A 26,518-nucleotide genomic window follows, 5' to 3' on the forward strand; every position below is an offset into this window, starting at 1 on the left:
AGGAGGCGGTGACCTGCGCGTCAGCAGATCCGTCCTTGACCGAATACCTGCCTTGCCGGATCGGGTGCGGCCGTTGGGAAGACGTCCGTCCCGCGACGGTGTTCCGACCAGGGGAAGGCGACGGCGGGAGAGGCGATGTCGGACACCGTGAGGTTTGTCGAAGAGACCGGCGTGGTCGTCGTCGGCGCGGGGCAGGCCGGGCTCTCGGTCGCCTGGCACCTGCGGCGGCTGGGGCTCCGGCCCGGTACCGGTTTCCTCGTCCTGGACCGGGGGCCCGACACCGGTGGGGCCTGGCAGTTCCGCTGGGAGTCACTGCGCTTGGACGACGCGCACCGGGTCCACGACCTGCCCGGGATGCGCGAGCTGGGGTTGAGCTTCGCCACCGCCGACCCGGAGCGGGCCGCCCGGGACGTGGTGCGTGACTACTACGACCGCTACGAGCGGTGGTTCGGGCTGAACGTGGTGCGGCCGGTAGAGGTCACCGCCGTACGCCGGGAGCACGACGGTTTCCTCGTCACCACCGACAAGGGGGACGTCGCGGCGCGGGTCGTGGTCAACGCCAGTGGCACCTGGACGCGGCCCTTCCGCCCCTACTTCGCCGGGGCCGCGGACTTTCGCGGTGTGCAGATCTCCACCCCGGAGTACCGTTCGGCCCAGGACTTCGCCGGAAAGCGGGTGCTGGTGGTGGGCGGAGGCACCTCCGCGGTCGGGTTCCTGCGCGAACTGGAGGGTGTGGCCGCGGGTACGGTCTGGGTCACCCGCCGACCGGTCGAGTTCGTCGACGATCCCCGGGGCGGAGTCAGAGCGGTACGCGCGGCGGACGAGGCGGCCAGGGCGGGGCGTCCCCTGCCCAGCATCATCAGCGGCACCGGGCTGCCCGCCACACCGGAGAACCTCGCCGCACGGGACCGGGGGCTCCTGGTGGCCCGACCCGTGTTCAGCGCGATCGAACCCGACGGCGTGCGCTGGGCCGACGGTTCCTTCGAGCCGGTCGACGCCATCATCTGGGCCACCGGGTTCCGTGCCGAACTCACCCACCTGGCGCCGCTGCGGCTGCGCGAACCGGGCGGCGGCGTCCGCGTCGAGGACGGACGCTCGGCCCGCGAGCCGCGCCTGTTCCTCGCCGGGTTCGGTCCGCAGGCCAGCACCATCGGCGCCAACCGGGCCGGCCGTACCGTGGCCCGCCAGGCCGTCGCCGAACTGCGTTCCGCTCCGCAGACCGGGGCCGACCGACCCTTGGGGACCCGGAGGGCCCAGGAGTAGAATGTCCGCTCAGTCACGTTGGCCGGGAACGGCCCCGAAAACATCGGGGCCCGGACACGGACCCCCCTGAACCCCCGGTGCCACGGCCGGTCCGACGGCCCGCCGTCGTGCGGGAGAAGCACCCTTCGGGGAAGGAGCCCGTGATGAGTACCCGGACCACCACACAGGATCTGGACCGGGGCAGGGTGGAGGAGTTCACCGGTCGGATGGTCGGTGTCCTGGAATCCGGAAGCACCGCCCTCATCTGCAGTCTGGGCCACCGGCTGGGCCTGTTCGACACGATGGCCGGCCGCGGCCCGATGACCAGCCGGGAGATCAGCGACGCCGCCCGCCTGAACGAGCGCTACGTGCGCGAGTGGCTGGGCGGGGCGACGACCTCCCGACTCGTCGAGTACGACCCGCACGCCGACACCTACTTCCTGCCCGCGGAGCACGCGGCCTGCCTGACCCGCGCGGCCGGGCCCGACAACATGGCTCGCCTGACGGCGATGCTGCCCATGCTGGCCCAGGTCGACGAGCGGGTGGAGGACGCCTTCCGCCACGGCGGTGGGGTGCCCTACAGCGCCTACGAGCGGTTCCACCAGGTCATGGCCGAGGAGAGCGGCGAGGTGGTGGACGCCTCCCTCATCGACACGACCCTGCCCCTGGTGGAGGGCGTGCCCGAACGGCTCGCCCTGGGCATCGACGTGGCAGACGTCGGCTGCGGGCGCGGCCACGCCGTCAACGTGATGGGGCGCACCTACCCGCGGAGCCGGTTCGTCGGTTACGACTTCTCCGAGGAGGCCCTCGCGTTCGCCCGGGGAGAGGCCGAAGCCATGGGGCTCTCCAACGTCCGGTTCGAGCTGCGCGACGTCGCCGAGATGACCGCCGAGGGGGAGTTCGACCTGATGACGGCCTTCGACTCCATCCACGACCAGGCCCGCCCCGCCCGGGTGCTCGCCGGGATCCACCGGGCCCTGCGGCCCGGCGGGAAGTTCCTGATGGTGGACATCAAGGCCTCCAGCCGTCTACAGGAGAACCTGGACCTCCCCTGGGCGACCTTCGTCTACACGGTCTCCCTGATGCACTGCATGACGGTCTCCCTGGCTCTGGACGGCGACGGTCTGGGAACGGCGTGGGGTGAGCAGAAGGCCCGCGCCATGCTGGCCGAGGCCGGTTTCGGTGAGGTGGAGGTCAAGGAGATCGACACCGATCCGTTCAACAGCTACTACGTCTGTACCAGGACCTGACCCGGCCGGGCGCGGGTACGGTTCCCGCGCCGGGCCGAGCGGCGGCCGTCCCCGAGCGGGCGGGAGAACCGTGCGGGACAGGCCTGTGGACAACCGGCTGCCCTGCTTTCCCGGGACCTAGGATCGAGGGCGGAACCAGTTCCCAGAGTGTCGGAGGTAGCCGGTATGCGGGCCAACAAGCTTCCCACCGAGGAGATCAGGCGGGAGCCGGCGGCCTTCGCCGACCGGATCACCGCCGACGGCCGGTTCGGGCGCGCCGCCGAACCGGGCCGCTACCGGCTGGTCATCAGCCGGGCCTGCCCCTGGGCGCACCGGGTGGTGATGACCCGGCGGCTCATGGGCCTGGAGGGGGCCGTCTCGCTGGCCGTCACCGACCCGGTCCAGGAGATCATCGAGGATGACCCGCACTGGGTGTTCACCGAGCGGACCGGCAGCCCGGACGGCAGGGACCCGGTACTGGGCATCCACGCCCTGCGCGAGGCCTACCTGGCCCGCGATCCGGAGTACGACGGCGGCGTGAGCGTGCCCGGCCTGGTCGACGTCCCCAGCGGACACCTGGTGTCCAACGACTACGACCAGCTCAGCGTGGACATGGCCACCGAGTGGGGGCCGCTGGTCCGGGAGGGCGCCCCGGACCTGTATCCGGTGGCTCTGCGCGAGGAGATCGACACCGTGAGCGCGCGGGTGTACCAGGACCTCAACAACGGTGTCTACCGTTCCGGTTTCGCCCCCGACCAGGACCGCTACGACAGGGCGGTCGCCGCCGTCTTCGCCCGGCTGGACGCACTGGAGGAGCGCCTCACCGACCGCCGCTACCTGGTGGGGGAACACATCACCCTGGCCGACCTGCGGCTCTGGGCCACCCTGGTCCGGTTCGACGCGGTCTACCACGGCCACTTCAAGTGCAACCGCCGCAAGCTCGTCGAGTACCCGGCGCTGTGGGCCTACGCGAGAGACCTCTTCCAGACACCCGGTTTCGGCGACACCACCGAGTTCGAGCACATCAGAGTGCACTACTACCGGGTGCATACGGCGATCAACCCGACCGGGGTGGTCGCGGTCGGCCCCGACCCCCGCGGCTGGCTCACCGAGCACGGCCGCGAGTCGCTCGGCGGCAGCCCCTTCGGGGAGGGCAGCCCGCCCGGGCCCGCCCCGGAGGGCGAGCGCGTCCCGCCCCTGGCGGAGCAGGGCTGACCGTCGGAGCGGGTGGTGGTTCACCGGTGACCGGGCAGGTCCGGCACAGGTGTTGGAGGGCAGAGGTGGGCGGCGTGCTCGCGTAGCAGGCGCACCGCTTCGGTGACGGCGGGGCGGCGTGAGGTCCCCTCACGCCAGAGCGCGGAAACACCGCGTACCGGGGTGGGGTCCAGGGGCTTGACCACCACCGAGTCGGGGACGCTTCCCCGGCCCAGGCGGGGGACCAGGGCGATGCCCAGGCCGACCTCGACCATGGCGATCTGGGTCTGGTACTCGGCCACGAAGTGGGCGATGTCCGGTTCGGGCAGGACCGGGCGCAGGGTCCGCATCAGCCAGTCGTGGCAGACCGTGCCGGGCGGTTGGCAGATCCAGCGGGCCGCGGCCACGTCCCGGCGGCTGAGCACCGCGAGTTCGGAGAGGGGGTGTGCTCGGGGGAGGAGGACGTCGCAGCGGTCCTCGCCGAGCACGGTGCGCACCACCCCGTCGGGGACGGTCATCGGTGCGATGTCCCAGTCGTGGACGACGGCGAGGTCCACCGTTCCCTGGGCGACCATGTGCGGGGTGGCGTGTGGGTCCTCCTCGACCACCCGCAGGTCCAGGTCGGGATGTTCCCGGGTGAGTTCGGCGAGGGGAAGGGGGAGCAGACCGCGGGCCGCGGTGGAGAAGGCGGCCACGGTCAGGCGCCCCGAGGGTCTGCCGCGCCGTTCCTCCAGCGCCACCTCGGCCGTCTCCATGATGGTGAGCATCCGGGCCGCTGTGCCCACGAGCATCTCGGCTGCGTCGGTGAGTACGACCCCGCGCCCCTGGCGCTCCAGGAGGGCGGTCCCGGTCTCGCGTTCGAGTTTGGTGACCTGTTGGGAGACGGCCGAGGGGGTGTAGCCGAGCGCCTTGGCCGCGGAACTGACCGAACCGTGGACGTGTACCGCGTGCAGGGCCCGCAGCCGGGAGAGGTCGAGCACGGGGGCTCCTTCCGAGGAGGCCCGCCCATCTTTAAGCAGGTCTGAAACCAACCTAGTAGAAGGTTTCGCTGGTGCTAAATCCAGGGTGGAGCCATGATCGGTTCCATGCGTCCCTCCCATTCCCTTCTCGCCGTGTTGGTCGCGGCCGTGTGGGGGTCAACTTCGTCGTCATCGAGGTCGGCCTCGACCACTTCCCACCGCTGCTGTTCTCCGCTCTGCGGTTCCTGGTGGCCGCCCTGCCCGCGGTCTTCTTCGTGCGCCGCCCCGGCGTCGCGTTCGGTTGGATCCTCCTGGTGGGGCTGGTGCTGGGCGTGGCCAAGTTCGGCCTGGTCTTCACCGGCATGCACCTGGGCATGCCGGCCGGGCTGACTTCGCTGGTCCTGCAGGTGCAGGCGGTGTTCACCGCCTTCTTCGCGGTGCTCTTCCTGCGGGAGAGGCTGCGCCCGGTCCGCTACCTGGGGATGGCCGTCGCCCTGTGCGGGATCGCGGTCGCCGCCCACGACCACGGCGGATCGGGACCGTTGACCGCGTTCGTGCTGGTCGTGGCGGCCGCCGCGTTCTGGGGGCTGTCCAACGTGTTCACCCGCAGAGCCGCCCCGCCGGACGCCCTGAGCTGGATGGTCTGGGTCAGTGTGGTGCCGCCGCTGCCGCTGTTCGCCCTGTCCCTGCTGGTCGAGGGCCCCGAGGCGGGCCTGGCCGCGATACGGGGGCTGGACCTGGCCGGGGCGGGTGCGATCGCCTTCGTCGCCTGGGCCGCCACGGTGTTCGGCTTCGGGGCCTGGGGCCACCTGCTCCGCCGGTACGAGGCCTCCGCCGTGGCGCCCTACTCGCTGCTGGTACCGGTCTTCGGCATGGCCTCGGCGTTCCTGTTCCTCGGTGAGCGGATCAGTGTGCTGAGCCTGGCGGCGGCGGTGCTCCTCGTGGGCGGTGTGGCACTGACCGCCCTGGGCGGTCGGGCCGGGAAACCGGTGGGGGAGGGAACCGCCGCCGGGGACGGGGCGGTCCCGGCCGGCGGACACTCCTCCCGGTAGTCCTGCGGGTGACCCGGGGAGGCCGGCGCGTCCCCGGGCCACCCGCAGGGGCCGCGCCGGACCTGCTGTCCGCGCCTACCGTGCCGGGTGCTGCGCGGCGACGAGGAGTTCCACGTTGCGGTCCTCCGGCTGACCGTAGTTGGCGGGGTCGGCGTACAGGTCGTTGACGGACAGCTCCCGGTAGAGCGAGGCCAGGCCCTCGGCGGAGTAGTCGCCGTGGTCGACCTGGTAAGGGCTGTCGGCCTCCAACAGGGTGGTGAACAGCGACACGGTGCCGTCCGCATTGTCCACGATCTCGATGCTGCGGGCCATCTGCGGGTGGTCGATGTGCGAGGCGGTGTTGATCTCCCAGAAACCCCGTTCCGGGACGTTGGAGGTGTGTGCCCGCACCTTGTTGTGGTGGGTGTGGCCGTTCACCCAGGCCAGCACGTTGGGGTAGCGCTTGAGCATGGCCACCAGGATCTCGCCGACGTAGCGGATCTCCGCCGGGCGGCGCCGGTCCGGTAGCGGGTTGTTCATGGTGTCGCTGGTGTGGTGGCTGAACAGTACGAACAGCTCGTCGGTCACCTGTTGGGTGCGCCGCCGCCCGAACAGGTCGTAGTAGACCGAGCTCGACGCGCGCAGGGTGCGCTCCAGCCACCGGTACTGGGTCCTGCCGATGGAACCGTTGGCCAGCCCCGCCAGGGTGGTCGTGTCCATGCTGACCCCCGTGACGCCCTCGGCGATCGGGAAAGTGTAGAAGCAGTCCACCCCGTCCGCGTTCTCCTCGGTGAAGCCGTGGCCGACCGGACCGGGGCCGGTGTTGGCCTCCGCGAGGTGGGCGGCGACGAAGCCGGCGGTGTCGAAGGGGGTGCGTCGCTCGTCGGGGGTGACGGTGGAGGTCAGTGCGGAGGTCGACATGGTGCCGGGCGCGGCGGGGCTCTCGACCTCGTCGGGTACCTCGCCGAGCCGGTCCTCCTCGGTCATGGCCTCGGCAGTCCGCTCGGTGACCTCCTCGTCGGCGAACATGAGCTTGCGGTCGCCGACGTAGAGCTCGTCCATGGTGCCCGCGGGCAGGGTGCCCGCAGGTGTGTTGTCGTGGTTGCCCACGGTGCAGTACCAGGGAACGTCCAGTCCGGGGCTGTGGAACTCGGCCCTGGCGGCGTCCAGGAACCCGGGTAGGTGGGGGAACCCGCCCTGGGCCTTGTACCGGTCCCGCAGTTCGCTCTCGGGCTGCCAGTACAGCTCCGACCCGCAGTTCTGCACCCCCTCGAACCGGGAGGGATCGCCGGTGTCCGGGGTGAGGGGGCCGCCGTTGAGGACCGCCATGAGCCAGTCGAGTTCGATCCGCTCGTGGTTGTCGGTGTTGTCGCCGGTGGTCATCATGAAGTCGAAGGGGCGTCCGGTGACCGGCCCCGCACGGAGCGAGTTGACTCTGCGGACCAGCGCGGACGCGCCGATCGCGGCGAGTGGTTCCTGGGGCCGATGGGCGCTGGAACCGAGGATCGGGTGGGTGTACTCGAAGCGCACCGGGCTCTGTACGTCCAGGATGTGCAGGTCGGTGAACTGGACGAACGCTGCGAGCGGGGTGCGCCGTTCGTCGCGGCCCGCCTGTGCGGACACCAGGTCCTCACGCACTTCCAGCGGCCAGCCCGGCCCGGCGGTGAGGAGCCGGTAGCCGTCGCCGACGGGGGAGGCGACCTCGGCGAAGGTGGTGCCTTCGGGGTTGGCGACCCGGTCCAGGGTCTGGCGGATGAGTCTGTCGTGGGTCGCGGCGGAGACGGGGAGGGCGGGGAGGCCGAGGGCGAAGCCCAGGCCTGCGGTGGCGGTGATGAATCCGCGCCGGTTGAGGGGTGGCATGGGGGGAGTCCTTTCGGCCCGGCCGGGGGCGGCCTGCGGGGTGGGGGCGCCGTCATTAAAGGCCGGGAGGAGGGTGCGGGGCAACGGGGGTGCGTCGCCCGGGCCGGACCCGGATCGGGCGGGCCCGGGCACGGGGTGGGTACGATCACCGGTTCGCCTGTTTCCGGGATCGCGGGCCCGTGGTCCGGACGTTCCGCGGCGCTGTTCCGGCGTCCACCTGCGGGTCGGCTTCGGGTCCCGGGGAGTTCGCCGCGGCCTCGATGAACCGTCATAAAGGTGAGGGGTTCTCATGTTTGGCCGGATGCGGCCAAACGGGCGGCCCTGGCCCCGTCCCGGGCGCCCCGAGCCGGGGCCAGGGCCGCCCGGGCCCTACCGACAGCCGGCCCGGGACGCCCTGCTAGGTTCTCCGGCGGCAGGTCGGACAGCGCGCGGTGGGGAGCGGTCCCGTGACGGAGGAGAAGAAGCCCGGACGGGTGGGGGACACCCTGGCCTGGACCGGTGCGGGGCTGCTGGTCGGCGCTTTGCTGTGGATCGGCGCCGTCGCCTTGGCGGACGACGGTGGCCTGTCCGGGAGGGGCGGGTGGTGGATCGTCTCCGCCCTGGCCGGGCTCCTCGCCCTCACGCTCGTGCTGGGCCGGCGGAGCGGCGCTGCGGAGCGATACCTGCTCTGGCTGTGCGTGGCGGCCGGGCTCGGGCTGTCGGCGGCCTGGCTCGCCTTCCCGGAGCACGCCTTCGAGGCCACCACCAGCGACCCCCGGGCCTTCGAGCCCGCACCGGCCGCCGTGCACCTGTGGCTGGCGGCCTGTGCCGTCGCGCTGGGCTGCGGGCTCGTGCTCATGGCCCGGCGAAGGCCCGGACCGGGGCAGCTCCGCCGGACCGTTCCCCTCGTCTGCGCGGGCGTGTTGGCCGTGGCCCTGGTCGCGGGTCTGACCGCCCGGTTCCTCGTCCCCTGGGTGCCGCACCACGTCGCCGACGAACTCGCCGAGCCCGCCCCGGTCCCGGCGGAGGTCTCGGAGGCGGGCTGGGAGTGGCGGCCGCCGATGGATACCGGGATCGAGGAGGTGCACGCGGGGAGCCACGGGCCGCTGGTCCTCCTCGGAGACGGTGCCGTGGCCCTTGACGGTACGACCGGATCCGAGCTCTGGTCCTACCGGCGCCCCCACGACCAGGTCCGGGACGTGTGGGTCCAGGACGGGCGCGTACACGTGCGCCACCGGGTCGGTGAGGACACCGGGGGCGGCGGGGACCGTTTCGAGACGGTGGTGCTGGACGCCGGGACGGGCGGGATCCTCGAGGAGGGGGCGGACGCCGAGGTGCCCTCGACCGGCTGGATGAACGAGCACGGCCGTGAGCTGGTGGCTGAGGCTCTGGACCTGCCCGAGGACTGCGTGGTCTCGCACACCGGGAACTACGGCCACCGGCTGGTGGGTGTGTTCGGCTGTCTGGAGGACGCGGACGCCGAGACGGTCCGGCGGTCCGTCGAGACCGGGAACCCCTTCCGCTGGGAGGGTGTTCGGACGCGGGCCGCCGTCGCGGCCGTCGACCCGCTGATGGAGGTCGAACTGTGGCGCACGGAGCTGTGGGAAGTGCTGCCTCAGGTTCCGGAGCCCCGGCTGGAGGAAGCCCCGACGGGAGCTGCCGGGGCACCGGTGGTCGTGCGGCACGGGCCCGAGGAGCGGACCGTGGTCCTGGACCCGGGCGCAGGCGAGGAGCTCGCCGCACTCCCCGAGGACCTGGCCGCCGGCGACGACCTCATCGGGGTTGCGTACGCCGACGCGGACGGGACGGTCCTCGCCGTGGACAGTGGTGACCTGGAGACGACGTTCCACCGGGTGGACACCTCCGGGCGGATCACCGGGACGGCCGTGGTCGAGGAGGCCTTCCTCGTCCACACCGTCGGGTCCTCCCGGATCGCCGTGCTCGACGACTCCCTGGTCATCGCGCGGAAGACGGACGTGGCAGGCGTGGCCACGGCGGTGGTGGTCGCCCCCTTCGGGGAGACCACCCGGTGGGAGGACGGGATCGTGCTCCGGGCCGAGTACCCCGGCGCCGCCGATGTGGTGGCGGTTCCGGGGGCGGTCGTCCTCGTCACGGAGGACGAGCGGTCCCCGCTGCTGCGCGGTCTGCGCCCCTGACCTCACACGGTGAGGAGGCCGGCCCAGGCCCGGCAGCGGGACGCCGCGACCTGGCGGAGCGCTGTGGGAGGCGGTCGTGCGGGACCGGCCGGTGAGAGCCGGCCTGGTTCGAGCGCCCCCGCGAATACGGTAGGGTTTCACCTGTTGGCGGGGCCGGAGACGGCACCGCCCAGCGGCCGGGACGTAGCGCAGTTTGGTAGCGCACTTGACTGGGGGTCAAGGGGTCGTGGGTTCAAATCCCGCCGTCCCGACAGAGGAAAAGCAGGTTATGGAGAGGTCCACCGTCCGGTGGGCCTCTTTCTGCGTTCCAGGTGGGATTACCGGGGTGGGCGCCACGAAGCCCTGTCCGTGGCCGGCGCCCGCCACGGACAGGCTGCCCGGGACCGGGCTGTGGACACCGTGGCACTGCGTTTGCTCGCCGCCCACCAAGGCTGCGTTCGATCCCTGGTACCGCTGGACGCTCCAACCGCGCACCCACGTGTCAGGCCCGTGTCTCCAGCGGAGTCACCCAGTGCCGATACTTGGCAACGGCATTCTGAATCCAGCTCTTCTTCTGCTGGTAGGACTCCCAGTCCAAAGTGGATTGCGTGTGGGTCTGATACAGCTTGCTCCCGGTCCAGTTGAGCTGATCGGTGAGGATCTGCCTGATCGGTCCCTTCGTAACCAAGGACAGGTGGAGGGTGCCAAGGGTGACGGCCTTGTTCTCGTTGATCCCGGCCTGACACAAGGACACCTCGGCGGCCGAGGAGAAGCGTGTGTAGGTACCGAGCCGGTCGATGCCGGCCGGGTTCTTCGCCAAGGCCGTGTCGTAGTCCTTGAGGAAGTGCTCGAACGCCTTCTGCTCGCTGGCGGAGGCTGTCTTCTTGAGTAGTTGACCGGCTTCGGCCCGTACGGACAGTGTGCCCGTCCCCCGGACTTCACTCCACGTCATCCCGGTTATGAACCACCCCATGGCAGGCAGGATCCTGTTGTAACGCGTGTACCACAGGTCGGTCTTCTCGCGCGGATCGATAGGGAACTCCTGTTTCTCCTCAGCCGGGTCATTGGCGAAGTAGAGGAGTCCGTGTGCGTAGATCTGCGCGAAGAGCCTGGTGGAGAGAACGGCTTCGCACTGCTCAGGGTTCAGGGCAGGGCGGTTCTTCTCCTGTGTGATCGCGCATCCGGCGTAGTCACCCAAGTTCAGACTTCGCACCTGGGGGAAAGCGGAGTCTGGGTGGGGCAGATGCTCCGCCTCCGGTGCTGGGGCCGCGGTGAGCACCTCGGGTGCGCTGTCCCTGAGTTTCTCCACATGAGAAGCGGATACGGGTCCGTGTGTGGTGTGCGTCGAGATCATGTGTCTCCTTTGGCGTGAATGATGCAGGGGGCGGGCGCGGACCAGGTCGATCCGCGCCCACGCAGAGGGGTCAGGCGGCCTCCGCCTGTCCCCACGGCCCTTTGGTCGGCTGTTCAGGCCAGGTGGCCACGCCTGGCTTCAGGGCCGTGCAGGCCGTTTAAGGCAGTGGCGTGGGTTCGTGGCCGCTGGCGATCTTTTCGATCCAGTCCTTCTTCTTCGTGTAGGTGGACCAGTCCAGCGTGACCTTCTGGCTTCCGTAGTAGACCTTCGATTTCGACATGTCCAGGTTGAAGAACAGAATGTTCTGGAGTTTCACGCTGGTTGCCATGGAGAAGTACATGGCCCCGTAGGTGACGGCCTTGTACTCATTGAGTGTTGGGGTTCCCACCTTGAACTCTCCCTGTTCGGAGTTCTTCTCGTAGGTTCCGAAGAGTTCGATTTTGTTGCGGTTGTTGTTCCAGGCCTCCTCGGCATCCTTGAGGAACGCCTTGATCGCCGAAATCTGGTCCTCCGTCAGAATCTTCGCGGCGAGTTCCAGGATCTTGGCGTCGATCTTGAGCGATCCGGAGCTGCCGCCGATCCCGCTCCAGGAGAGTTCGTTGTAGTACCAACCCATCTGGGGCAGGATTCGGAAGTAGCGGGTGTACCACAGGTCGGTCTTCTTGCGCGGGTCGATGGGGAACTGCTTCTTCTCGTCCTCCGGGTCCTCGGCGAAGTACCTTGTCCCCCAGGCGTACAGGTTGGCCGCGACCATGCACTTGGAATAAGCCCCGTACTGCTCGGCAGTGAGCGTCGGGTTGCCGTTCGGCTGGGGTACCTTGCTGCCGTCGTGGTTCTCGCTGTTCTGCCCCTTCTTCGGGTCAATCAGGTGCGGAGTGGCCAGCCCCCCTTCCCCTGAGGTGAGGTAGAGCACCTCCGGGGTGCCGCCGTCGAGGCTCTCGACGTCATCGAGGGTCACAGCTGGGATCTGCGATCCCTGTGCGGAATTGATCATTATCTCTCCGTGTCCGCTTTTTCGGCTGGTGGGTATTCGCTTGGGAGTTCGGAATCGGCGCCCCATATTCAAGGGTCGGATTCTTTGGCCTCCGTGGTCAATGATCTATCACACGGATCCTTGGAAAAACAGTGGGCAAAAACCAGCAGGTTCCGGGTGAGGTGGACATTCTCGTGGAATTGTCCTTGGTCGACCACAAGAAAGAAGTGAAAAAAAGTGGATAATTCCGACGGGAGTCAAATGGCAACCTGGCCACCAGGTCGGCGTCCGTGAAGTCGCGAGCTGCTTGCCAGTCCCGGGGCTGAAGGGATTGATGGTTTTTATTTGCGGTGCGGGCGGACGATTGCAGGTCGAAGGCTCTGATATGTGCAACCAGGTCGATATGTCCGGGTCCCGCACGTGCGGGGCGGCGAGGGGAATCCGTGACACTCTTCGGTCTCCGGTACCGGTCGAACGAGATGGGTCCCAAGGCTCGTGTCCTCGCGCTCGCCGGTGATGGTGGCGATGGGTCTCAGCCCATCCCGCTGACAGAAACGAGCAAGACGAAAAGACGGGATTCAGCTCACGGATCGTTCCAGGAACAGGTTCGTCCGAGCGCTGGAACTCGTCAGCTGCCGGGTCGCTGAAGGACCTGGGTGAACTCACCGTTGTCGACGAGTCGGGCAAGGACCCGGGGCGTGTCGCTGATTCCGGCATCCCGGACGATCAGTCTTCTCCGGTTACGGCGAGTCCTCCCACGGTCTGGCGCTGTCCCTCGACCGGCTCGGTCAGCAACTCACCGGACCGGAATCCCAGTCGGTGGAGAGCATGGTCCGGTAATACCCGACGAGTTCCTCCGGGAGAGTGCCTCGCCGTTGGTCAGGGTGCCCCGGACCGTGGAGTACGGGTGGATGGGTTCAGTCGGGGGCGCGCCGGAGGATGAGATCTCCCGGGGGTCCTGTGGGGCAGACGGGTGCTGCACCTCGGGCTTCCCGCGCGCCCGCTCAGTACCTCGCGACGCGCGGTTTCCACAGGGTGGCCGGTTCGACCACGTACGCCTCCAGGTTGGCGACGCTCGCACCGCAGGCGCCCTTGCGTTCCGTGGCGACCAGGGCGGAGGCGATCAGTTCGGCCCGGTGTCTGGCCTCGGCCTCGGTGTCGCCCACCGGGATCACCTGCCGCACGTGGTGGCACCGGGCCCGGCCGTCGGTGTGGACCAGGCCGACCACGTACGTGCGCCGCCAGCGCCGCAGGGCGGCCTGGGGCGGAATCATGTAGCGGTAACGGCAGCGCATCCGGCTGCCGTCGGCCAGCACGGCCTCGGCCTGGTAGGTGATCGACCACCAGTTCTCGGCCACCGGAACGATCGTCGCGTGCATGGCCCGTGCCCAGGCCTCCAGTGCCGACCGGTTCTGTGCCTCGATGGTGGCGGCGTCGCCCACGGCGCCCCCCGAACTGTTGAACGGGCCCCGGGCACCCCCTGAAACACCCGGAACTCTGACGGTTGGTAACTCTAGGTGTCGACAATGATTCGAGGGGTACAGAATGTGTCCCCGGATGGATTCCCGGTCAGCTCAGGACAGTAAACCGATCCGTTCGGCCAGTCCGCCCGCCCGGTCCCGGTGCCGCCCCTCGCGTGACTCCAGTTCCTCCAGCACCATCCGGCGGGCGAAACCGTTGTACCGGACCGTCTCGGGGGCCGCCTCGTGTGCGGCCTCCAGTACCCGCAGCGCCTCGTCCCGCTGTCCGGCCAGACGGTGGGCTCGAGCCTGTTCGATCCGGTGCCGGGCCCGCCGCGGCCGTGAGGGGATCGCCTCCGCCGGGGCCCGTTCCGCCTGGCGCACCGCCTCGTGGCCGCTGCGCAGCTCCACCGCCACGGTCACCGCGTGCGCGCCCATCACCGGCCGGGAGAAGGAGGTCATCGGGTGGTAGTAGGAGGCGGGCAGCCGTTCGGCCGCCCGGTGTGCGGTGTCCCAGTGCCGCCACGCCGAACCGGCCTCTCCGCGCCGTGCCGCCGTGTACCCCGCCTCGAACCGCAGGGCGCCCCAGACCGCGAGCACGTCCCTGCCGCCGTCCGGCAGGTGCCGGGCGAGGTGGTGGCTGGCGTCCTCGGTGACCGCGTCCGCGGCCTCCCAATCACCCGCGTCCCGGTGCGCCTGGGCCAGCAGCCAGGCGGCCACCCCCAGGGCGTGCGGGTCGTCCGCCTCCTGGGCCGCGGCCATACCGCGTTCGGCCACCCGCCACAGCAGGCCCTGCGCGGGTTGGTAGGCGATGAAGAACTGCGCCAGCGAACACACCTGCGACAGTACCGACCGTGCGCTGGCCCGCACCGACGCCCCATCGGCCTGGTGCACCGCCCGCTGTGCGTCCTCCAACAATCCGGGAAGCAGTCGGCCGACCACCTCGCGGTGGTTGGGTGCCGAGTGCCTGGCCCGCCAGGCCCCGGCCAGTCGGGCGCGCAGGTGCTCCAGCGGGGGAGCGGGCCGGGGGTCGCCGACCGGGAGGGCGTTGACCGCCTCGCGCACCCTCGGCAGCAGGGCGTGCCCCGGGCCGGTGAACAGCTCCACCGGAACGGACTGCTCGCCGGTGAGCTCGGCAAGGTCGCGGATACGCAGCGCCTCCACCAGGCGGAGCAGGATCGAGAGTTTGGGGGTACCCAGACGCCCGGTCTCCACGGCCTTGACCCATGAGGCGGAGCGCCCCACCAGGCCGCCCAGCACCTCCCGGGTCATACCGCGTCTGGTGCGGTTCAGCTTGAGGCGTGTGCCGAACGGGATCTCGACCTCGTGCGGGTCCGGGGTGCCGTCCACGGGCATCGCATCGTCCTTCCCTGGGGTGCCGCGGAGTCCAGGCTACGAGGGCCCCTCCGGCCCCGGGGCGGAAACGGCCCGACCTCCTCCGACCGGGCCCCCTCCGGCGTCGCCCGGCTCCTCCGGACCCCCTCCGAGCCCCGGGGTGGGTCCGCCGGGAAAGGCCGCTCAGGTCCGCCCGGGAGACCGGTCAGGACCCGGCGGGGGAGGAGGAACGCCGGAGCGCACCCCCGGCACGGCCAGACCCGCCTGTGCGCGGATCGCCATCGCGCTGACGTGGTGGGCGACGATGTGGTGGGCGACGATCTCGCGACCGGAACCCCAACGCAGCAGGGAGTACGGAAGGAGCAGGAAGGCCACCACGGTGTACAGCTCCGCTGCCTGTCCGCCCGTCAGCAGCCGCAGCACCGCCGAGACGCCGAAGATGAGCAGGATCACCAGCAGCGGGTGCGTGCGACGCCACTGCAGTGCGGGTGCCAGCGCGACGACGGCCGCCGCTCCGAAGGCTCCGTGAACGGTGTCAGGCGCGGTACTCCGACGCCCGGTCTTCGGCCATCGCCACCATCTGTTCCTGGCGGGCGCGGACGGCGGGCCGCTCCGGGCGCGCCACCCGGCCCAGCTCCGTGCGGCGTCCGTGCCGGGTGGCCAGGGCCGTCGCCGAGGAGCGGCGGACACCCAGTTCCTCACCCTCCTCGGCCAGGGCCCGGCGGACCCTGCCGCGGTAGGCGTGCCGTGCCGCGAAGTAGACGGCCATCGCGGCGACGAACACCGTCAGGGTCTTGAGCAGCATGCCGACCAGGCTTCCCAGCAGCGGCGAGTCGAAGAACCAGTGCACCCCCATCGCCAACAGCAGCAGCAACGCGGCCCCGGCCGCCCGGCGCGCGCCGGGCCGCCAGGCCACCGCGGCCAGCACACCGACCGCGGTGCCCGCCACCGCCGACATCGCCCAGTGCGACCCCAGGCCGGTGAGACCGATCCGCAGGAAGAAGCTCTGGAGGACGGAGAGCATGCCGTCGGTGGCGCCCTGCATCGAGATCGTGTTCAACGCGTAGGTGAAGTTCTCCACCAGTTGGAAGCCCAGCCCCACCAGCGCACCGATCACGAAGCCGTCGATCGGGCCGCGGACCGCGCGCGGGGCCATGACCGCGATCAGGACGACCCCGGTCACCTTGAGCAGCTCCTCGTTGACGGGTGCGGTCAGTGCGGCGCCCCAGGTGGTCCCGAACTCCAGTCCGCCCGCCCTGGACCAGGCCGACATCAGGGTGGAGTTGGTGAAGAGCGCGAGGCCGATCGCCCCGGTCGCCCCCCAGAGCAGGGCCACGAGTGAGGACGCCAGGCCCGGAGCACGGACCGGCCGGATGCGGCGCAGCAGCCAGAACCCGAGCACGCCCACCGCCGTGAGCAGGAGCGCCGAGACCACCGCCTCGACGGTGAAGACCCGGATCGCTCCGGCGAAGTTCAACAGGGTGAAACCGAAGCCGAGCAGGCAGAGCACGGCGAGGAGCACCGCTGCGGTCAGCCCGGGCAGGCGCTGGGCGCGGGGACGGTCCCGTCGCGGGTCGGGGAGGCGCTCACCCCCCTCCTGGCCCTGTCCGGAGTCGCGGGGGGAGGGGACCCGGCCGCTGTGGGTGGACGGAACGTGTGGTTCGGGGCGTGCGTGACTCATGAGGTGCCTCCCGTGGACCGGCTGAACCGGATCGACTGGACCAGCTCCTCCGCCTCGGCCAGTTCCGACTGACCGGCCTCGGCGCCGACGGTACGCGTCTCGACCGCGAAGCCCCCGTTCGGTGAGGGGAAGACGGTCGCGGTGCCGGTGTGCTGCCCGAGGTGCAGGTCGCCGCGCAGGCCCTCGCTGCCGCTGTCCGAGGTGACCTTTTCCGGTTCGCCCAGGGCCGCCGAGGCGTCACCGACCCGCACGATGTCGCGCAGGCCCTCCCACAGTTCGGTGCTCGTGGCCTTCTGGGGCGGGGTGACCACGCTCATCTGCAGGTTCACCGGGCCCTTCGTGAACAGGTACTGCTGTCCCTGGGAGCTGGCGCCGGTGTCGAGCTGCCAGTCCTCGTCGAAGGTCACCGAAGCCTCATAACCCTCTCCGGAGCCGAGCGTCATGCTGCGACCCGCGGGGACGGCCTCGGTGGCGGGCAGGGCGGCGTTCACCATCGCCCAACCGAGGGTCAGGACCGCCACCACCGCCGCGGCGACGCCCAGCGGGACCCAGTTGCTCCGCGGTCCCCGTGGCCTGGCGTGGCGCAGTTGCGCGCTCTCCTCTGCCATCGTGCCCCCGTCTCTGCGTTCTCGGACATGAGTGCTCATCACCAGCGAAACATCCGGGGGAGGGCGCCTTGACGAAACAGCGGGCACTTGGCACATGTTTGTGGTGATTTCACCAGAAGCGGGGACAGCGAGACCGGCATTTTGCCACCCGAACGCCCCCTCCCGGGCCACCGGCCGGAGGGAAGGACGGCCTCGACCGACCGAAAGCGGCCTGTCCCGAGAGGTTCCTTGGTGTGGTGGTCCGCCTGTGATGTGATGCCAATCCCAGTGTTACCGACACCGACGGAGGGCACGGGCGACCGATGCCGAAACAGACCATCGACCCCCTCAACGCGGATCGCTCCTCACTGGTGCACCGGATTCGCTACGCGTTGCGCAACCCCGGCCGGATCGGACCGTATCTGTTTCGGTCCGCCCGTGACCTCCGCCTGCGCCTCACCCACCGGGACCACGTCTCCTACTACCGCGCGGTGATGGCCTCCGACGCGGCCCGCGATCCCCGGGCGGCGGTCGGCAGCCGGAACGAGGATCGCTGGCTCGCGCTCGGGCAGATGCAGTTCGACTACCTCCTCGGACACGGGCTGAAGCCGGAGCACCGGATGCTCGATATCGGCTGCGGCAACCTCCGGGCGGGATGGCGGTTCATCGACTACCTGGACACGGGCGGCTACTACGGCATCGACATCTCCCCGGACATCCTGATCGCGGGCAAGAAGGTCCTCTCCCAGCGCGGACTCCAGCACAAGCTGCCCCACCTGACCCTCACCCACGACCTCACCTTCGACTTCCTGCCCGAAGGCGCCTTCGACGTGGTCCACGCGCACAGCGTCTTCTCGCACTCGCCCCTGGAGGTGATCGACGAGTGCCTCGCCCACGTGGGCCGGGTGCTCGCCCCCGGAGGCTTCTTCGACTTCACCTTCGACCGCACCGAGGGGACCGAACACCACGTGCTGCGGGAGGACTTCTACTACCGCACCGAGACCCTCGTCGCGCTCGCGGAGAAGCACGGCCTCCGGGCGCGGTTCATGCAGGACTGGGAGGAGCTTCCCCACGGCCAGTCGAAGATCAGGGTCACGGCACCGGAGTGAGCGGTCGGCAGGGAACGAGCTGACGACACTTTCGTCACCATCGGTCGGGAACACGACCGTTCCGTGTCAACACACGGGCTGAATGATTGCGGTCCAGTCGCAGGTCGGTCTTTGTTCGGACCCCTGTCACCGAAGCTGTCATCCGTGTGGGCGGATCGCGGGTCCGAGGAGTGTGGTCCCGCCGCCATCCCCGGTCACCACCCCGGGGCGGCAGCGGTCGGACAGCGCGCGCCCCGCCGGACGCCTGCTTCCCCCTCCGTGAGAGCCCGACGGGAGGAGCGGCGCCAGGCCGAAGCGGTCCGCAGGTCCGGATCACGAGCCACTCCGCCTACGTCGGCGGTGCTCGACCGGTCCGGGAAGAACGCCCGCAGACTCTTCCTGGTCCTCTTCGGGGTGACCATCGACCAGAAGGTTCGGCCCCCTACTCGCAGTCCGCCAGGTGCGCCGGGAACTGGAGGAGCGGTACCGGGAGGGCGCGGAGCGCACCGCCGTCTGGCCGGGGAACACACTCGGGGCCCGTGTCCGCACGGGCCCCGAGCGTGGGCGGCACGGCTCGCGGACGGTCAGCCCAGGCGCCGGATGTCGCCGCGGACGCGGTAGAAACCGCCGCCGCTGGACGTGAGGATCTCGCCCACGACGTAGCGGGCGCCCGGACGCCGGATGTCCTTGGGGAACTGCACCCTCAGGGACGGGTCGAACCCCTCGGACACCACGCGCACGCGCAGCCGACCGCCCTCGTCCACACACTCCACGACGACCCCGTCGGCGTCGGTGACCTCGCCCGCGCGGACGGTCTCCAACTCGGTGGCGGGGGTGACCGCGTCCCACGCCGGAGCCTTCACGCTCACCGGGTCGGGGACACTGCCCCGCTCCGCGGAGACGATCGCGGACTCCGTGGCGTCGATGCAGGCCAGGGAACCGTCAGTGGTGACGATGTAGAGCCGGTCCTCGTGGAACTGCATCGAGTAGGCCGACCCGCACCCCGTCGCCAGCTTCCACAGGCGGCGTCCGTCCCGGGCGAAGCAGTAGACCGAGGAGTGGCTGTCACCGGCGAAGACGTATCGCCCGTCCGGTGAGGCCGCGCAGGAGAAGACCGCTCCGTCACAGCGGTAGGTCGACCGGTGCTCCCCGCCCTTGCTGATGCGGTCGACGGAGTTGCGGGAGGTGGCGGCGAAGACCTCGTCGCCCTCCTGCCAGCCGAACAGCACCGCGCCGCTGGTCGGGACCGACCAGCGCTCGTCCCCGGTGTGCGCGTCGTACATGGTCACGCCCCGGGAGTGGCCGTGGTAGACACCCGCCTCGTCGTGGCGGACCATCCACGCGGAACTGCCCGCGCTGCGCCGTGACCACTGGAACTCGTCCTCGTGGTCGATCACGGTGACCCTGCCGGCGACGTCGGAGACCCCCAGGACGCCGTCGTGGATGTCCAGCCAGTAGATGTCGACGTCCTCGGCGATCTCGTACGCCACGTGCGGGATCTTGGCACCCAGGTCGTAGACCTTGCCGTCGTCGCAGCCCGCGTAGATCCAGAAGTCGTCGGCCACGATGCACTTGACGCCGTCCGGCAGACCGTAACGCGCGGTGACGGTGCCCTCGTGCGAGAGGGTGTACACGTTCCCCTGCTCGTTTCCGACCCAGCAGCGCTCGTCGTCGACGAAGATGCCGAAGGCGGGGCTGCCCGAACGGAACCGCCACAGCACCGGCGCCTGGCGGGCGGTCGAGCGCCGGCTGACGATCGTCCGCCTGGTCACGGCACGCCGTTGGCGGACCCCGGCCACCGCGGGCGCGTACCCCTTGCGCATCTTCTCGGCGATCTTCTTCGCCGCCGTCGCCTCGGCCTTGGCGGCCGTGGCGTGGCTCGCGGTGCGTGACTGGCCGCTCTCCCCGATACGCCCGTACCGGATGGTGACGTCGGTGCCGTCGATCCTGACCTCGTAGAACTTGTGCGCGCCGCCGCCCTCCTCCGACAGTTCCAGGTAGGTGTGGGGGCTGGTTGTGCTGGGGGCCATGGAGCTTACCCTTCGGTGATCGTGTGCCTGGCGCACACCGGGGAAACGGACGCCGGACAGGGGGACGGGGGACGTCACCGGCCCGGAGGCCGTGTCGACTGGTTCCGAAACTATCGGCGGGCACCGACAATCGGGCGCTCCGGAAACCCGCCCCGCCGCCACGGGGACCGCGTCCCCGCTCCGGGGTCCGCCCCCGCCGTACCGGTCACAGGCTCGTGGACATCGGCCCGCCGTTCCACCGCGCCGCGTCCGACAGGGCCCGCGCCAGGTCCAACGGCTCCCCGACGAGGTCGGCCCGGGCACGGTGGAGGTTCATGACGATCCGCTCGGCGTCCGCCCAGTCGCCGAACTCGCCCAGCTCAACGGTGAGCGCGCACTCCAGGGGCGGGCGTCCCTCGCGCACGGCCCCCTCGGCGGCCTCGAGGACGAACCGGTAGTACCGCTCGTGCGCGGCCAGGACCCCGTCCAGCTCGGCGCCGGTGAGAAGCGGCCCGTGACCGGGCACCACGTGCTCGGGGCCGAAGGAGCGCACCCACTCCAGGGAGCGCAGCGCCCCGTCGAGCGAGCCCATCAGCACCAGCGGGGTCAGCCCGTGGAAGAGCAGGTCGCCGGTGAACAGCACGCGTTCCTCGGGCAGCCAGGCGACCACGTCGCCGGGGGTGTGCGCGGTGTAGCCGGGGTGGCGCAGGTCGACGCGGCGCCCGCCCAGGTGGAGCGTGAGTTCGCGTTCGAGGGTGAGGGAGGGGAGCCTGCGGGTGACGTCGCCCCACTCGGGGACGGGGTCCCAGACCGGGGGCGGACTCTCGAGGAGGGGGTCCTCGCTGAGCGCCTCGCGCATGGCGGTGTGGCCGATCAGCGCGGTGGAGTCGGGGAGCAGGCTGTTGCCGTAGGTGTGGTCGCCGTGCTGGTGGGTGTTGACCGCCCACCTGAGGGGCGCCCCGGCCGTGGCGGCGGCGAGCGCGTCCAGGAAACGCCGGGTCCGGGTCTCGGTGGCGCAGGTGTCCACCACGAGCAGCCCGTCGTCCCCCGCCACGGCGCCCGCGTTGTTGACCCACCAGGTGCCGTCGGGCTGTACCCAGGCGTACACGCCCTCGACGATCTCGCTCAGCTCCCCGGCGTCCGGCCCGGTCAGCGCGGTCTGTCCCATGCGAGGCCCTTTCGGCTGGTGCTCGTTGCGCCCTGTGGCGGCAGCAGCGTATCCCGCCGCCGGGCGGGGAGGGGGCGCTCCGCCCGAACCCGCCGGGGCGGGCTGCGCCGGGCTGTGGAAAACCGGGTCCGCGCCGGTACGAGGTGCTAACGTCCCGAACATGGACGCCCCCCGATACCTCACCGTTCTCCGCGAGAGCGGGACACTGTTGGCCGACGCGGCCCAGGACAGACCGCACGCCCACGTACCCACCTGCCCCGAGTGGAACGTCAACGACCTGGTCTGGCACGTCGGCGAGACCCACCACTTCTGGCGGACCATCGCCTCCGGCGCGGTCAGGGACCCCGACGACGGGTACGTGCGGCCGGAGCGGCCCGGGGACGAGGACCTGCTGCGCTGGTACCGGGACGGCCTGGCCGAGACCCTCACCGTGCTCACCGGGGTCGATCCGACCGAGCCGCGTTGGACCTGGGCGCCGCAGAAGGACGCCGCGTTCATCCACAGACGCATGGCGCAGGAGACCTCCGTGCACGCCTGGGACCTGCTCAACGCGGTCGGCAGGGCCGGGCCCCTGCCCGCTGACGTGGCCGCGGACGGGGTGGACGAGTTCCTCAGCTTCTTCCTGGGGCTGCGGGAGGTCCTCGGACTGCCGACGGAACCGGTGAGGCCGGTGGGTTCCGTCCTGCTGAGCGCCACCGACACCGGCCACGCGTGGACGATCGATCACACCGGGGAGCACTGGCGGGTACGCCGCGAGGCCTACCGGGCCAGTTGCGCGGTCCAGGCCACCGCCTCGGAACTACTGCTCGCCCTGTGGCGGCGGACCGGCACCGAGACCCTCGAGATCACCGGGAGCGAGGCCTCCTTCGACCGCCTCCTCGCCGCGGCCGAAACCGGGTAGCCGGGGGAGTCCCGGGGATCGGGCGCGAGGGGGAGGTGGAGGCGGCCGAAACGCTCTACGGGCCGGGCTCCGTGGCCCGAGGGACCCGCGGACGTTCCTCAGCCGTCGAGGAAGTCCCCGACGGTTCGGACGAAGAGCCCGGGGCCGTCCGCCCATGGGCGGGCCCCTCCGGTGCCGAACCCGGTCAGCCCACGACCAGTTCCCGGCCCAGGGCGCCCCGCCACGCCTGGGGAACCCTGCCCGGGAAGCGCACCCGCTCGGCCCCGGCGAAGCCCGCCAGGTCCGTCAGCGCCGCGGCCACCGCCGGGGCGGCCTCGGCCAGATCCTCCGCGCTCTGCGTGTCTTCCTCCGCGAACACGTCCTCCGCGTTCAGCGTGCGCGTCCGGCGGTCCATCCGGAGCGCGGCCCGGCCCACCAGGCGGTCGCCGTGCAGGACGGGCAGCACGTAGTAGCCGTACTCACGCCTGGCCCTGGGCACGTACATCTCGTTGCGGAAGGCGAAACCCCACAGCAGTTCCGTGCGCTCCCGGTCGCACAGCAGGTTGTCGAAGGGCGACAGCAGGGCCGTGCGCGGCCCCCACTCCCCGGACTCCACCCGCTCCAGGTCGGGCAGGGCGTCGCGGTGCACGTACCAGGGGTCGTCCGGCCGGGTGCCCGCCACCCGGACCCGCAGGACCCGGCCCCGCTCCACCAGCTCGGCGAGCACCCCGCCCAGCCCCGGGTAGCGGTCGCGCAGGAAGTGCCGTTCGATGTCCCGGGCCCGGCCCGCCCCCAGGGCCAGCAGCGCCAGCTCGGCGGCACGGGCCACCACCTCGCCCTCGGGGAGCTCGATGTGCTCCATTCCCTCCGGCAGACACCGTTCGGCCAGGTCCCAGTGGCGGCGGCGCCCCTCACGCCCGGCCACCATCACCCGCCCCTGGGTCCACAGGACGTCGAGCATCCGCTCCACGTTGCGCCCGGCGGTCCACCCGGACGACTCCCAGGGCACCACGGCCAGGTCCTCGAACCCGTCGGTGGGCTGTGGCCCCCTCTCGGCGAGCCGCTGGAGGATGTGTTCGCGCAGCACACCGTTGGCCTCGATCCAGGCCGTCAGGCGTCTGCCGTGGTCCGAGGTCCCGCGCGGGTAGCGCCGCATCATGAGGTGGTGCAGCGCGTGGTCCTCGGTCAGGACGACGGAGGCGGCGTGCGCCCAGTAGTCGAAGAGCCACCGCTCCTCCCACCGGAGCCGGTCCAGGTCGGCCCGGTCGAAGGCCCCGACCCGGCTCCACAGGACCAGCTCGTGGCTGGGGGCGACCACGCCCACGGGGTCGAGTTGGAGGCAGCGCAGCGCCCGCAGCACCTCGCGCAGTCCGCCCTCCGACGGGGAAGGCGGGGGACCGGCGAGCCGCTGGCGGACCAGGGCCAGGCGGCGCACGGCCCGCCGGTCGAGTTCGGCCGCAGGGGAGACGGTGGGCCCTGGGGCCGAGAGAGGGGAGGTCAAGGGGGCTCCTCACAGGTCGTGGGCGGGGCGTCCGGCACCGCGCCGGAGACGACACCGCGCGAAAATACCCTGCCGCACCGACAGAACGGGTGCTAGCGTCACAGCCATGTGGGACAGGCCTGTTGACCTCGACGAACACTCGATCCAGGACGCGCTGACGGAATGGGGCATCCACACGGCGGCCCTGGCGCACCTCCCGCTGGGGTTCGGCGACCACCACTGGAGCACCACCGACACCTCCGGTCGGCGCTGGTTCCTCACCCTCGCCGACCTGGAGCACAAACCGTTCCTCGGCGCCGACCCGGACACGGTCCTGCGCAACCTGGGCCTGGCCATGGACACCGCGGCCCGCCTGCACGACGAGGGCGGACTCGGGTTCGTGGTGGCTCCGCTGCGCTCCGTCCGCGGCGCCACCGTCCGACGGGTCGGCGACCGCTACGCGCTCAGCGTCTTCCCGTACACGCGGGGCACCCCCGGCCACTTCGGTCAGACCCTCGAACCCGAGCAGCGCGCCCGGGTCCTGGACGCCCTCGCCCGTCTGCACGGGCGCACTCCGCCGGACACCGTCCGGGCCGCACCGCCGTACCTGGCCGGGGCCGACCGCCTGGCCGAGCTGGCCGCGGACCCGGAGAAGATCGGCGACCAGGGCCCCTTCGCGGAGCTCACCGCCGAGCTGCTCGCCGAGCACGGCACCGTCCTGCTGGGCCGCCTGGAGGAGTTCGGCCGGCGTGCCGCCGAGGCCGACGGGGCCCGCGTCGTCACCACCCACGGCGAACCGCACCCCGGAAACCTGCTGTGGCGCGAGGCGGGGCCGCTGTTCGTGGACTGGGACACCGTCGGGCTCGCCGTTCCCGAACGCGACCTGTGGCTGGTCGGTGACGACCCCGAGGACCTCGCCCGTTACACCGAGGTCGCCGGACACACACCCGACCCCGCCCTGCTCACCCTGTACCGGCTGCGCTGGGACCTGCAGGACGTGGTGGAGTTCGTCGACTGGTTCGCCGCTCCGCACCGGCGCGGAGCCGACACCGAACAGGCATGGCGGGACCTCGGCGCGATCCTCGCCGGGCTGGGCCGCTGACCACGGTCGCGGGACCCGCACCGGGCGGGCCCCGACCTTCGCACGCGGGCCGTCGCGTTCCGGCGGCGGTTCAGCCGTTGGCCGCCGTGGGCACGAACACCTTCAGGGCGGCCGGACGTTTGCGGAACACCACCGTCGGCGCCCCCTCCATGACCTCGCCGTCCACCGCCAGCAACCGGGGCTCGTCCGGGATGGCCAGGGCCAGCGACTCGGTGAGCCGCTCGGTGTAGCCCGCGCCGGACAGCATCCGGCCCAGCAGCACGTCCGCCAGGGCCCGAAGCCGGGGGAACGGCGTTCGTGCGCACAGCACCCGCACGTCCAACTGTCCGTCGTCCAGGTTCTCCCGCAGCCCAGGCATCCGCGCGTGCGTCCGGTACCGGCAGTTGCCCACGAACGCCCACCACACCTTGGCCGGGCTCCCGTCCACCAGCGCCGGGGTCGGCTGGACCTCACGCAGGTCCCGCCAGAGCGCCAGGGCGAAGGCGGGCCACTTACCGATCCGGTCGGCCCACCGGTCGCGCCGTTCCACCATGCGCGGGTACGAACCGAAGGAGGACGTGTTGAGGAAGACGTGTCCGTCCACCTCGCCCACGTCGACCCGGGCCAGGCGGCGTCCGGCGAAGGCGCGCAACGAGGTCTCCACCGAGGTCAGCCCGAGGGTGCGGGCGAAGTTGTTCAGGGTGCCGTCCGGCAGCACCAGCAGCGGCCGGTCGTGGGCCAGCGCGGCCGTGGCCCCGGCGTTGACGGTCCCGTCACCGCCGGCCACCGCGAGCACCTCGCAGTCGTGTGCGGCCTTGTCCATCACCTCGGCCACGTCGTCGTCGGCGGACATCGGCACGATCCTCGCCCGGGGCAGTCGGCGGGCCACCCGGGCGGTCGTGTCGGCGGTGCTCAGGGCGGGCACCGTGTTGTCGCCTCCGCGGGGGTTGATCACCACGGTCACCCCGACGCCCTCGGGGTCCTCCGGAGCCTCGCCCGCGGGGACGGTGTTCGCCCCGAAGACGAGTTCAGGACGGGGCGGGACGAGGGCGCGGGCCAGCAGGGCCGAGCCGACCCCCAGGGCCGCTCCGCCGAGTATGTCGCCCGGGTAGTGGACGCCGCTGTGCACGCGGGAGAAGCCCACCATGCCCGCGATCGCCGACACCAGGACGGACAGCGGGAGCGGCGCGTCCGCCATGACGCCGCCCGCGTAGCCGGTCGCGGCGGCGGTGTGCCCGGAGGGGAAGGAGGAGCTGGGGTAGGTGCGGTAGGGGGAGCGGGCCTCCGGTACCGCCGAACTGTCCGGTCGGGACCTCTGCGCCAGGTACTTGACCGCGGTGGCACCGATGTTGGCGGCCCCTGCGGCGAGGATCGCCCGCAGAGCGGTGCGGCGCAGCCGCGGCCCGCCGGTGACCGCGAGCGTGGCCGAGACCAGTACCCACGGCGCCATGTTGTCGGTGCCCTGAACGAACTTCGGTGTGAAACCGTCCAGGACGGGTGTGCCCACCCGGGTGATCCGGTCGTAGACACGTTCGTCGATCCGCTGGAGTCGCTGGAGCAGTCGCATGGGGCTCAGCCTGGTACCCGAGGGTCGGATTGTCCATAGGCGGGCTTCGTCGCCCGGGCCACACCGGGCCCGCCCCACGCCGCCCCCGGCGTTGGCAGCCGCGTCCTGGGCGGCTCGGGAGTTCGACCGGGCCGCGGGATCCGCGAGCAGCTCGTGAGAGGCCGGTCATCGCAGGCACGGGTCGGGGGCGACGACTGGGGAAGAGCCGTCGCCCCCGCACCGCGTT

21 protein-coding genes and 1 tRNA gene are annotated in these 26,518 nt (G+C 71.2%); 9 read left to right on the plus strand and 13 right to left on the minus strand.

Annotated features, from left to right (window positions below):
• Positions 1–135 precede the first annotated feature (135 nt).
• From ACUKCB_RS03295 to ACUKCB_RS03305, 3 genes are all read left to right on the plus strand, one after another.
• Positions 136–1,263 (plus strand): NAD(P)-binding domain-containing protein, encoded by a 1,128-nt coding sequence (locus tag ACUKCB_RS03295; protein ID WP_473038960.1) that lies wholly within the window; start codon positions 136–138, stop codon positions 1,261–1,263.
• A gap of 143 nt (positions 1,264–1,406) precedes the next feature.
• A complete protein-coding gene (locus tag ACUKCB_RS03300) occupies positions 1,407–2,492 on the plus strand; it encodes a class I SAM-dependent methyltransferase (protein WP_473038961.1) in 1,086 nt (361 codons plus the stop codon).
• A 165-nt stretch (positions 2,493–2,657) separates the two neighbouring features.
• Positions 2,658–3,686, plus strand: a complete 1,029-nt coding sequence (locus tag ACUKCB_RS03305; RefSeq protein WP_473038962.1) for a glutathione S-transferase family protein — start codon at positions 2,658–2,660, stop codon at positions 3,684–3,686.
• 20 nt (positions 3,687–3,706) lie between these two features.
• Here the strand turns inward: ACUKCB_RS03305 and ACUKCB_RS03310 are convergent, their stop codons facing one another.
• Positions 3,707–4,645, minus strand: a complete 939-nt coding sequence (locus ACUKCB_RS03310; protein ID WP_473038963.1) for a LysR family transcriptional regulator — start codon at positions 4,643–4,645, stop codon at positions 3,707–3,709.
• Positions 4,646–4,794: 149 nt separating this feature from the next.
• On the opposite strand from ACUKCB_RS03310, the gene ACUKCB_RS03315 reads away from it, so the two are divergent.
• Positions 4,795–5,676, plus strand: a complete 882-nt coding sequence (locus ACUKCB_RS03315; RefSeq protein WP_473038964.1) for an EamA family transporter — start codon at positions 4,795–4,797, stop codon at positions 5,674–5,676.
• Positions 5,677–5,751: 75 nt separating this feature from the next.
• On the opposite strand, the gene ACUKCB_RS03320 is transcribed toward ACUKCB_RS03315, so the two are convergent.
• Positions 5,752–7,515: a TIGR03767 family metallophosphoesterase gene (locus ACUKCB_RS03320; RefSeq protein ID WP_473038965.1), complete on the minus strand. Its 1,764-nt coding sequence runs from the start codon at positions 7,513–7,515 to the stop codon at positions 5,752–5,754.
• A gap of 446 nt (positions 7,516–7,961) precedes the next feature.
• Between ACUKCB_RS03320 and ACUKCB_RS03325 the strand changes: the two genes are divergently transcribed.
• Together ACUKCB_RS03325 and ACUKCB_RS03330 are read left to right on the plus strand one after the other, a co-directional pair.
• A complete protein-coding gene (locus ACUKCB_RS03325; RefSeq protein WP_473038966.1) occupies positions 7,962–9,650 on the plus strand; it encodes a hypothetical protein in 1,689 nt (562 codons plus the stop codon).
• A gap of 177 nt (positions 9,651–9,827) precedes the next feature.
• Positions 9,828–9,901, plus strand: a tRNA-Pro gene (locus ACUKCB_RS03330).
• Positions 9,902–10,131: 230 nt separating this feature from the next.
• Here the strand turns inward: ACUKCB_RS03330 and ACUKCB_RS03335 are convergent.
• The 7 genes from ACUKCB_RS03335 to ACUKCB_RS03365 all read right to left on the minus strand — a co-directional run bounded on the left by ACUKCB_RS03335 (position 10,132) and on the right by ACUKCB_RS03365 (position 17,040).
• Positions 10,132–10,983, minus strand: a complete 852-nt coding sequence (locus tag ACUKCB_RS03335) for a hypothetical protein (protein WP_473038967.1) — start codon at positions 10,981–10,983, stop codon at positions 10,132–10,134.
• A 157-nt stretch (positions 10,984–11,140) separates the two neighbouring features.
• Positions 11,141–11,977, minus strand: coding sequence for a hypothetical protein (locus ACUKCB_RS03340; protein WP_473038968.1), 837 nt, complete (start codon positions 11,975–11,977; stop codon positions 11,141–11,143).
• A 983-nt stretch (positions 11,978–12,960) separates the two neighbouring features.
• Positions 12,961–13,398 carry a hypothetical protein gene (locus tag ACUKCB_RS03345; RefSeq protein ID WP_473038969.1) on the minus strand — a complete coding sequence of 146 codons (438 nt, stop codon included), beginning with the start codon at positions 13,396–13,398 and terminating at the stop codon, positions 12,961–12,963.
• A gap of 132 nt (positions 13,399–13,530) precedes the next feature.
• Positions 13,531–14,772, minus strand: coding sequence for a helix-turn-helix domain-containing protein (locus ACUKCB_RS03350; protein WP_473038970.1), 1,242 nt, complete (start codon positions 14,770–14,772; stop codon positions 13,531–13,533).
• A gap of 162 nt (positions 14,773–14,934) precedes the next feature.
• On the minus strand, positions 14,935–15,204 hold the full coding sequence (locus tag ACUKCB_RS03355; protein ID WP_473038971.1) for a hypothetical protein: 270 nt from the start codon (positions 15,202–15,204) through the stop codon (positions 14,935–14,937).
• A gap of 82 nt (positions 15,205–15,286) precedes the next feature.
• Positions 15,287–16,432: a PrsW family intramembrane metalloprotease gene (locus tag ACUKCB_RS03360; protein ID WP_473038972.1), complete on the minus strand. Its 1,146-nt coding sequence runs from the start codon at positions 16,430–16,432 to the stop codon at positions 15,287–15,289.
• Positions 16,429–17,040: a hypothetical protein gene (locus ACUKCB_RS03365; RefSeq protein WP_473038973.1), complete on the minus strand. Its 612-nt coding sequence runs from the start codon at positions 17,038–17,040 to the stop codon at positions 16,429–16,431. Before ACUKCB_RS03365 ends, ACUKCB_RS03360 begins: the two co-directional genes overlap by 4 nt.
• A gap of 302 nt (positions 17,041–17,342) precedes the next feature.
• Here ACUKCB_RS03365 and ACUKCB_RS03370 point away from each other — a divergent pair, with 302 nt between their 5' ends.
• Positions 17,343–18,128 (plus strand): class I SAM-dependent methyltransferase, encoded by a 786-nt coding sequence (locus tag ACUKCB_RS03370; protein ID WP_473038974.1) that lies wholly within the window; start codon positions 17,343–17,345, stop codon positions 18,126–18,128.
• Between the two features lie 563 nt (positions 18,129–18,691).
• Here ACUKCB_RS03370 and ACUKCB_RS03375 read toward each other — a convergent pair.
• Together ACUKCB_RS03375 and ACUKCB_RS03380 are read right to left on the minus strand one after the other, a co-directional pair.
• Positions 18,692–20,137, minus strand: coding sequence for a WGR domain-containing protein (locus tag ACUKCB_RS03375; RefSeq protein WP_473038976.1), 1,446 nt, complete (start codon positions 20,135–20,137; stop codon positions 18,692–18,694).
• Between the two features lie 205 nt (positions 20,138–20,342).
• Entirely contained in the window at positions 20,343–21,284 is a 942-nt protein-coding gene (locus ACUKCB_RS03380) for an MBL fold metallo-hydrolase (protein ID WP_473038977.1), read from the minus strand.
• Positions 21,285–21,444: 160 nt separating this feature from the next.
• Here ACUKCB_RS03380 and ACUKCB_RS03385 point away from each other — a divergent pair, with 160 nt between their 5' ends.
• On the plus strand, positions 21,445–22,185 hold the full coding sequence (locus ACUKCB_RS03385; RefSeq protein WP_473038978.1) for a maleylpyruvate isomerase family mycothiol-dependent enzyme: 741 nt from the start codon (positions 21,445–21,447) through the stop codon (positions 22,183–22,185).
• A 184-nt stretch (positions 22,186–22,369) separates the two neighbouring features.
• Here the strand turns inward: ACUKCB_RS03385 and ACUKCB_RS03390 are convergent, their stop codons facing one another.
• Positions 22,370–23,665 carry a winged helix-turn-helix domain-containing protein gene (locus ACUKCB_RS03390; RefSeq protein ID WP_473038979.1) on the minus strand — a complete coding sequence of 432 codons (1,296 nt, stop codon included), beginning with the start codon at positions 23,663–23,665 and terminating at the stop codon, positions 22,370–22,372.
• Positions 23,666–23,771: 106 nt separating this feature from the next.
• Here ACUKCB_RS03390 and ACUKCB_RS03395 point away from each other — a divergent pair, with 106 nt between their 5' ends.
• Entirely contained in the window at positions 23,772–24,746 is a 975-nt protein-coding gene (locus ACUKCB_RS03395; RefSeq protein ID WP_473038980.1) for a phosphotransferase, read from the plus strand.
• Positions 24,747–24,816: 70 nt separating this feature from the next.
• Here ACUKCB_RS03395 and ACUKCB_RS03400 read toward each other — a convergent pair whose 3' ends face one another.
• Positions 24,817–26,292: a diacylglycerol kinase family protein gene (locus ACUKCB_RS03400; RefSeq protein WP_473038981.1), complete on the minus strand. Its 1,476-nt coding sequence runs from the start codon at positions 26,290–26,292 to the stop codon at positions 24,817–24,819.
• Positions 26,293–26,518 lie beyond the last annotated feature (226 nt).

This window comes from Nocardiopsis moroccensis (genome assembly GCF_055763695.1).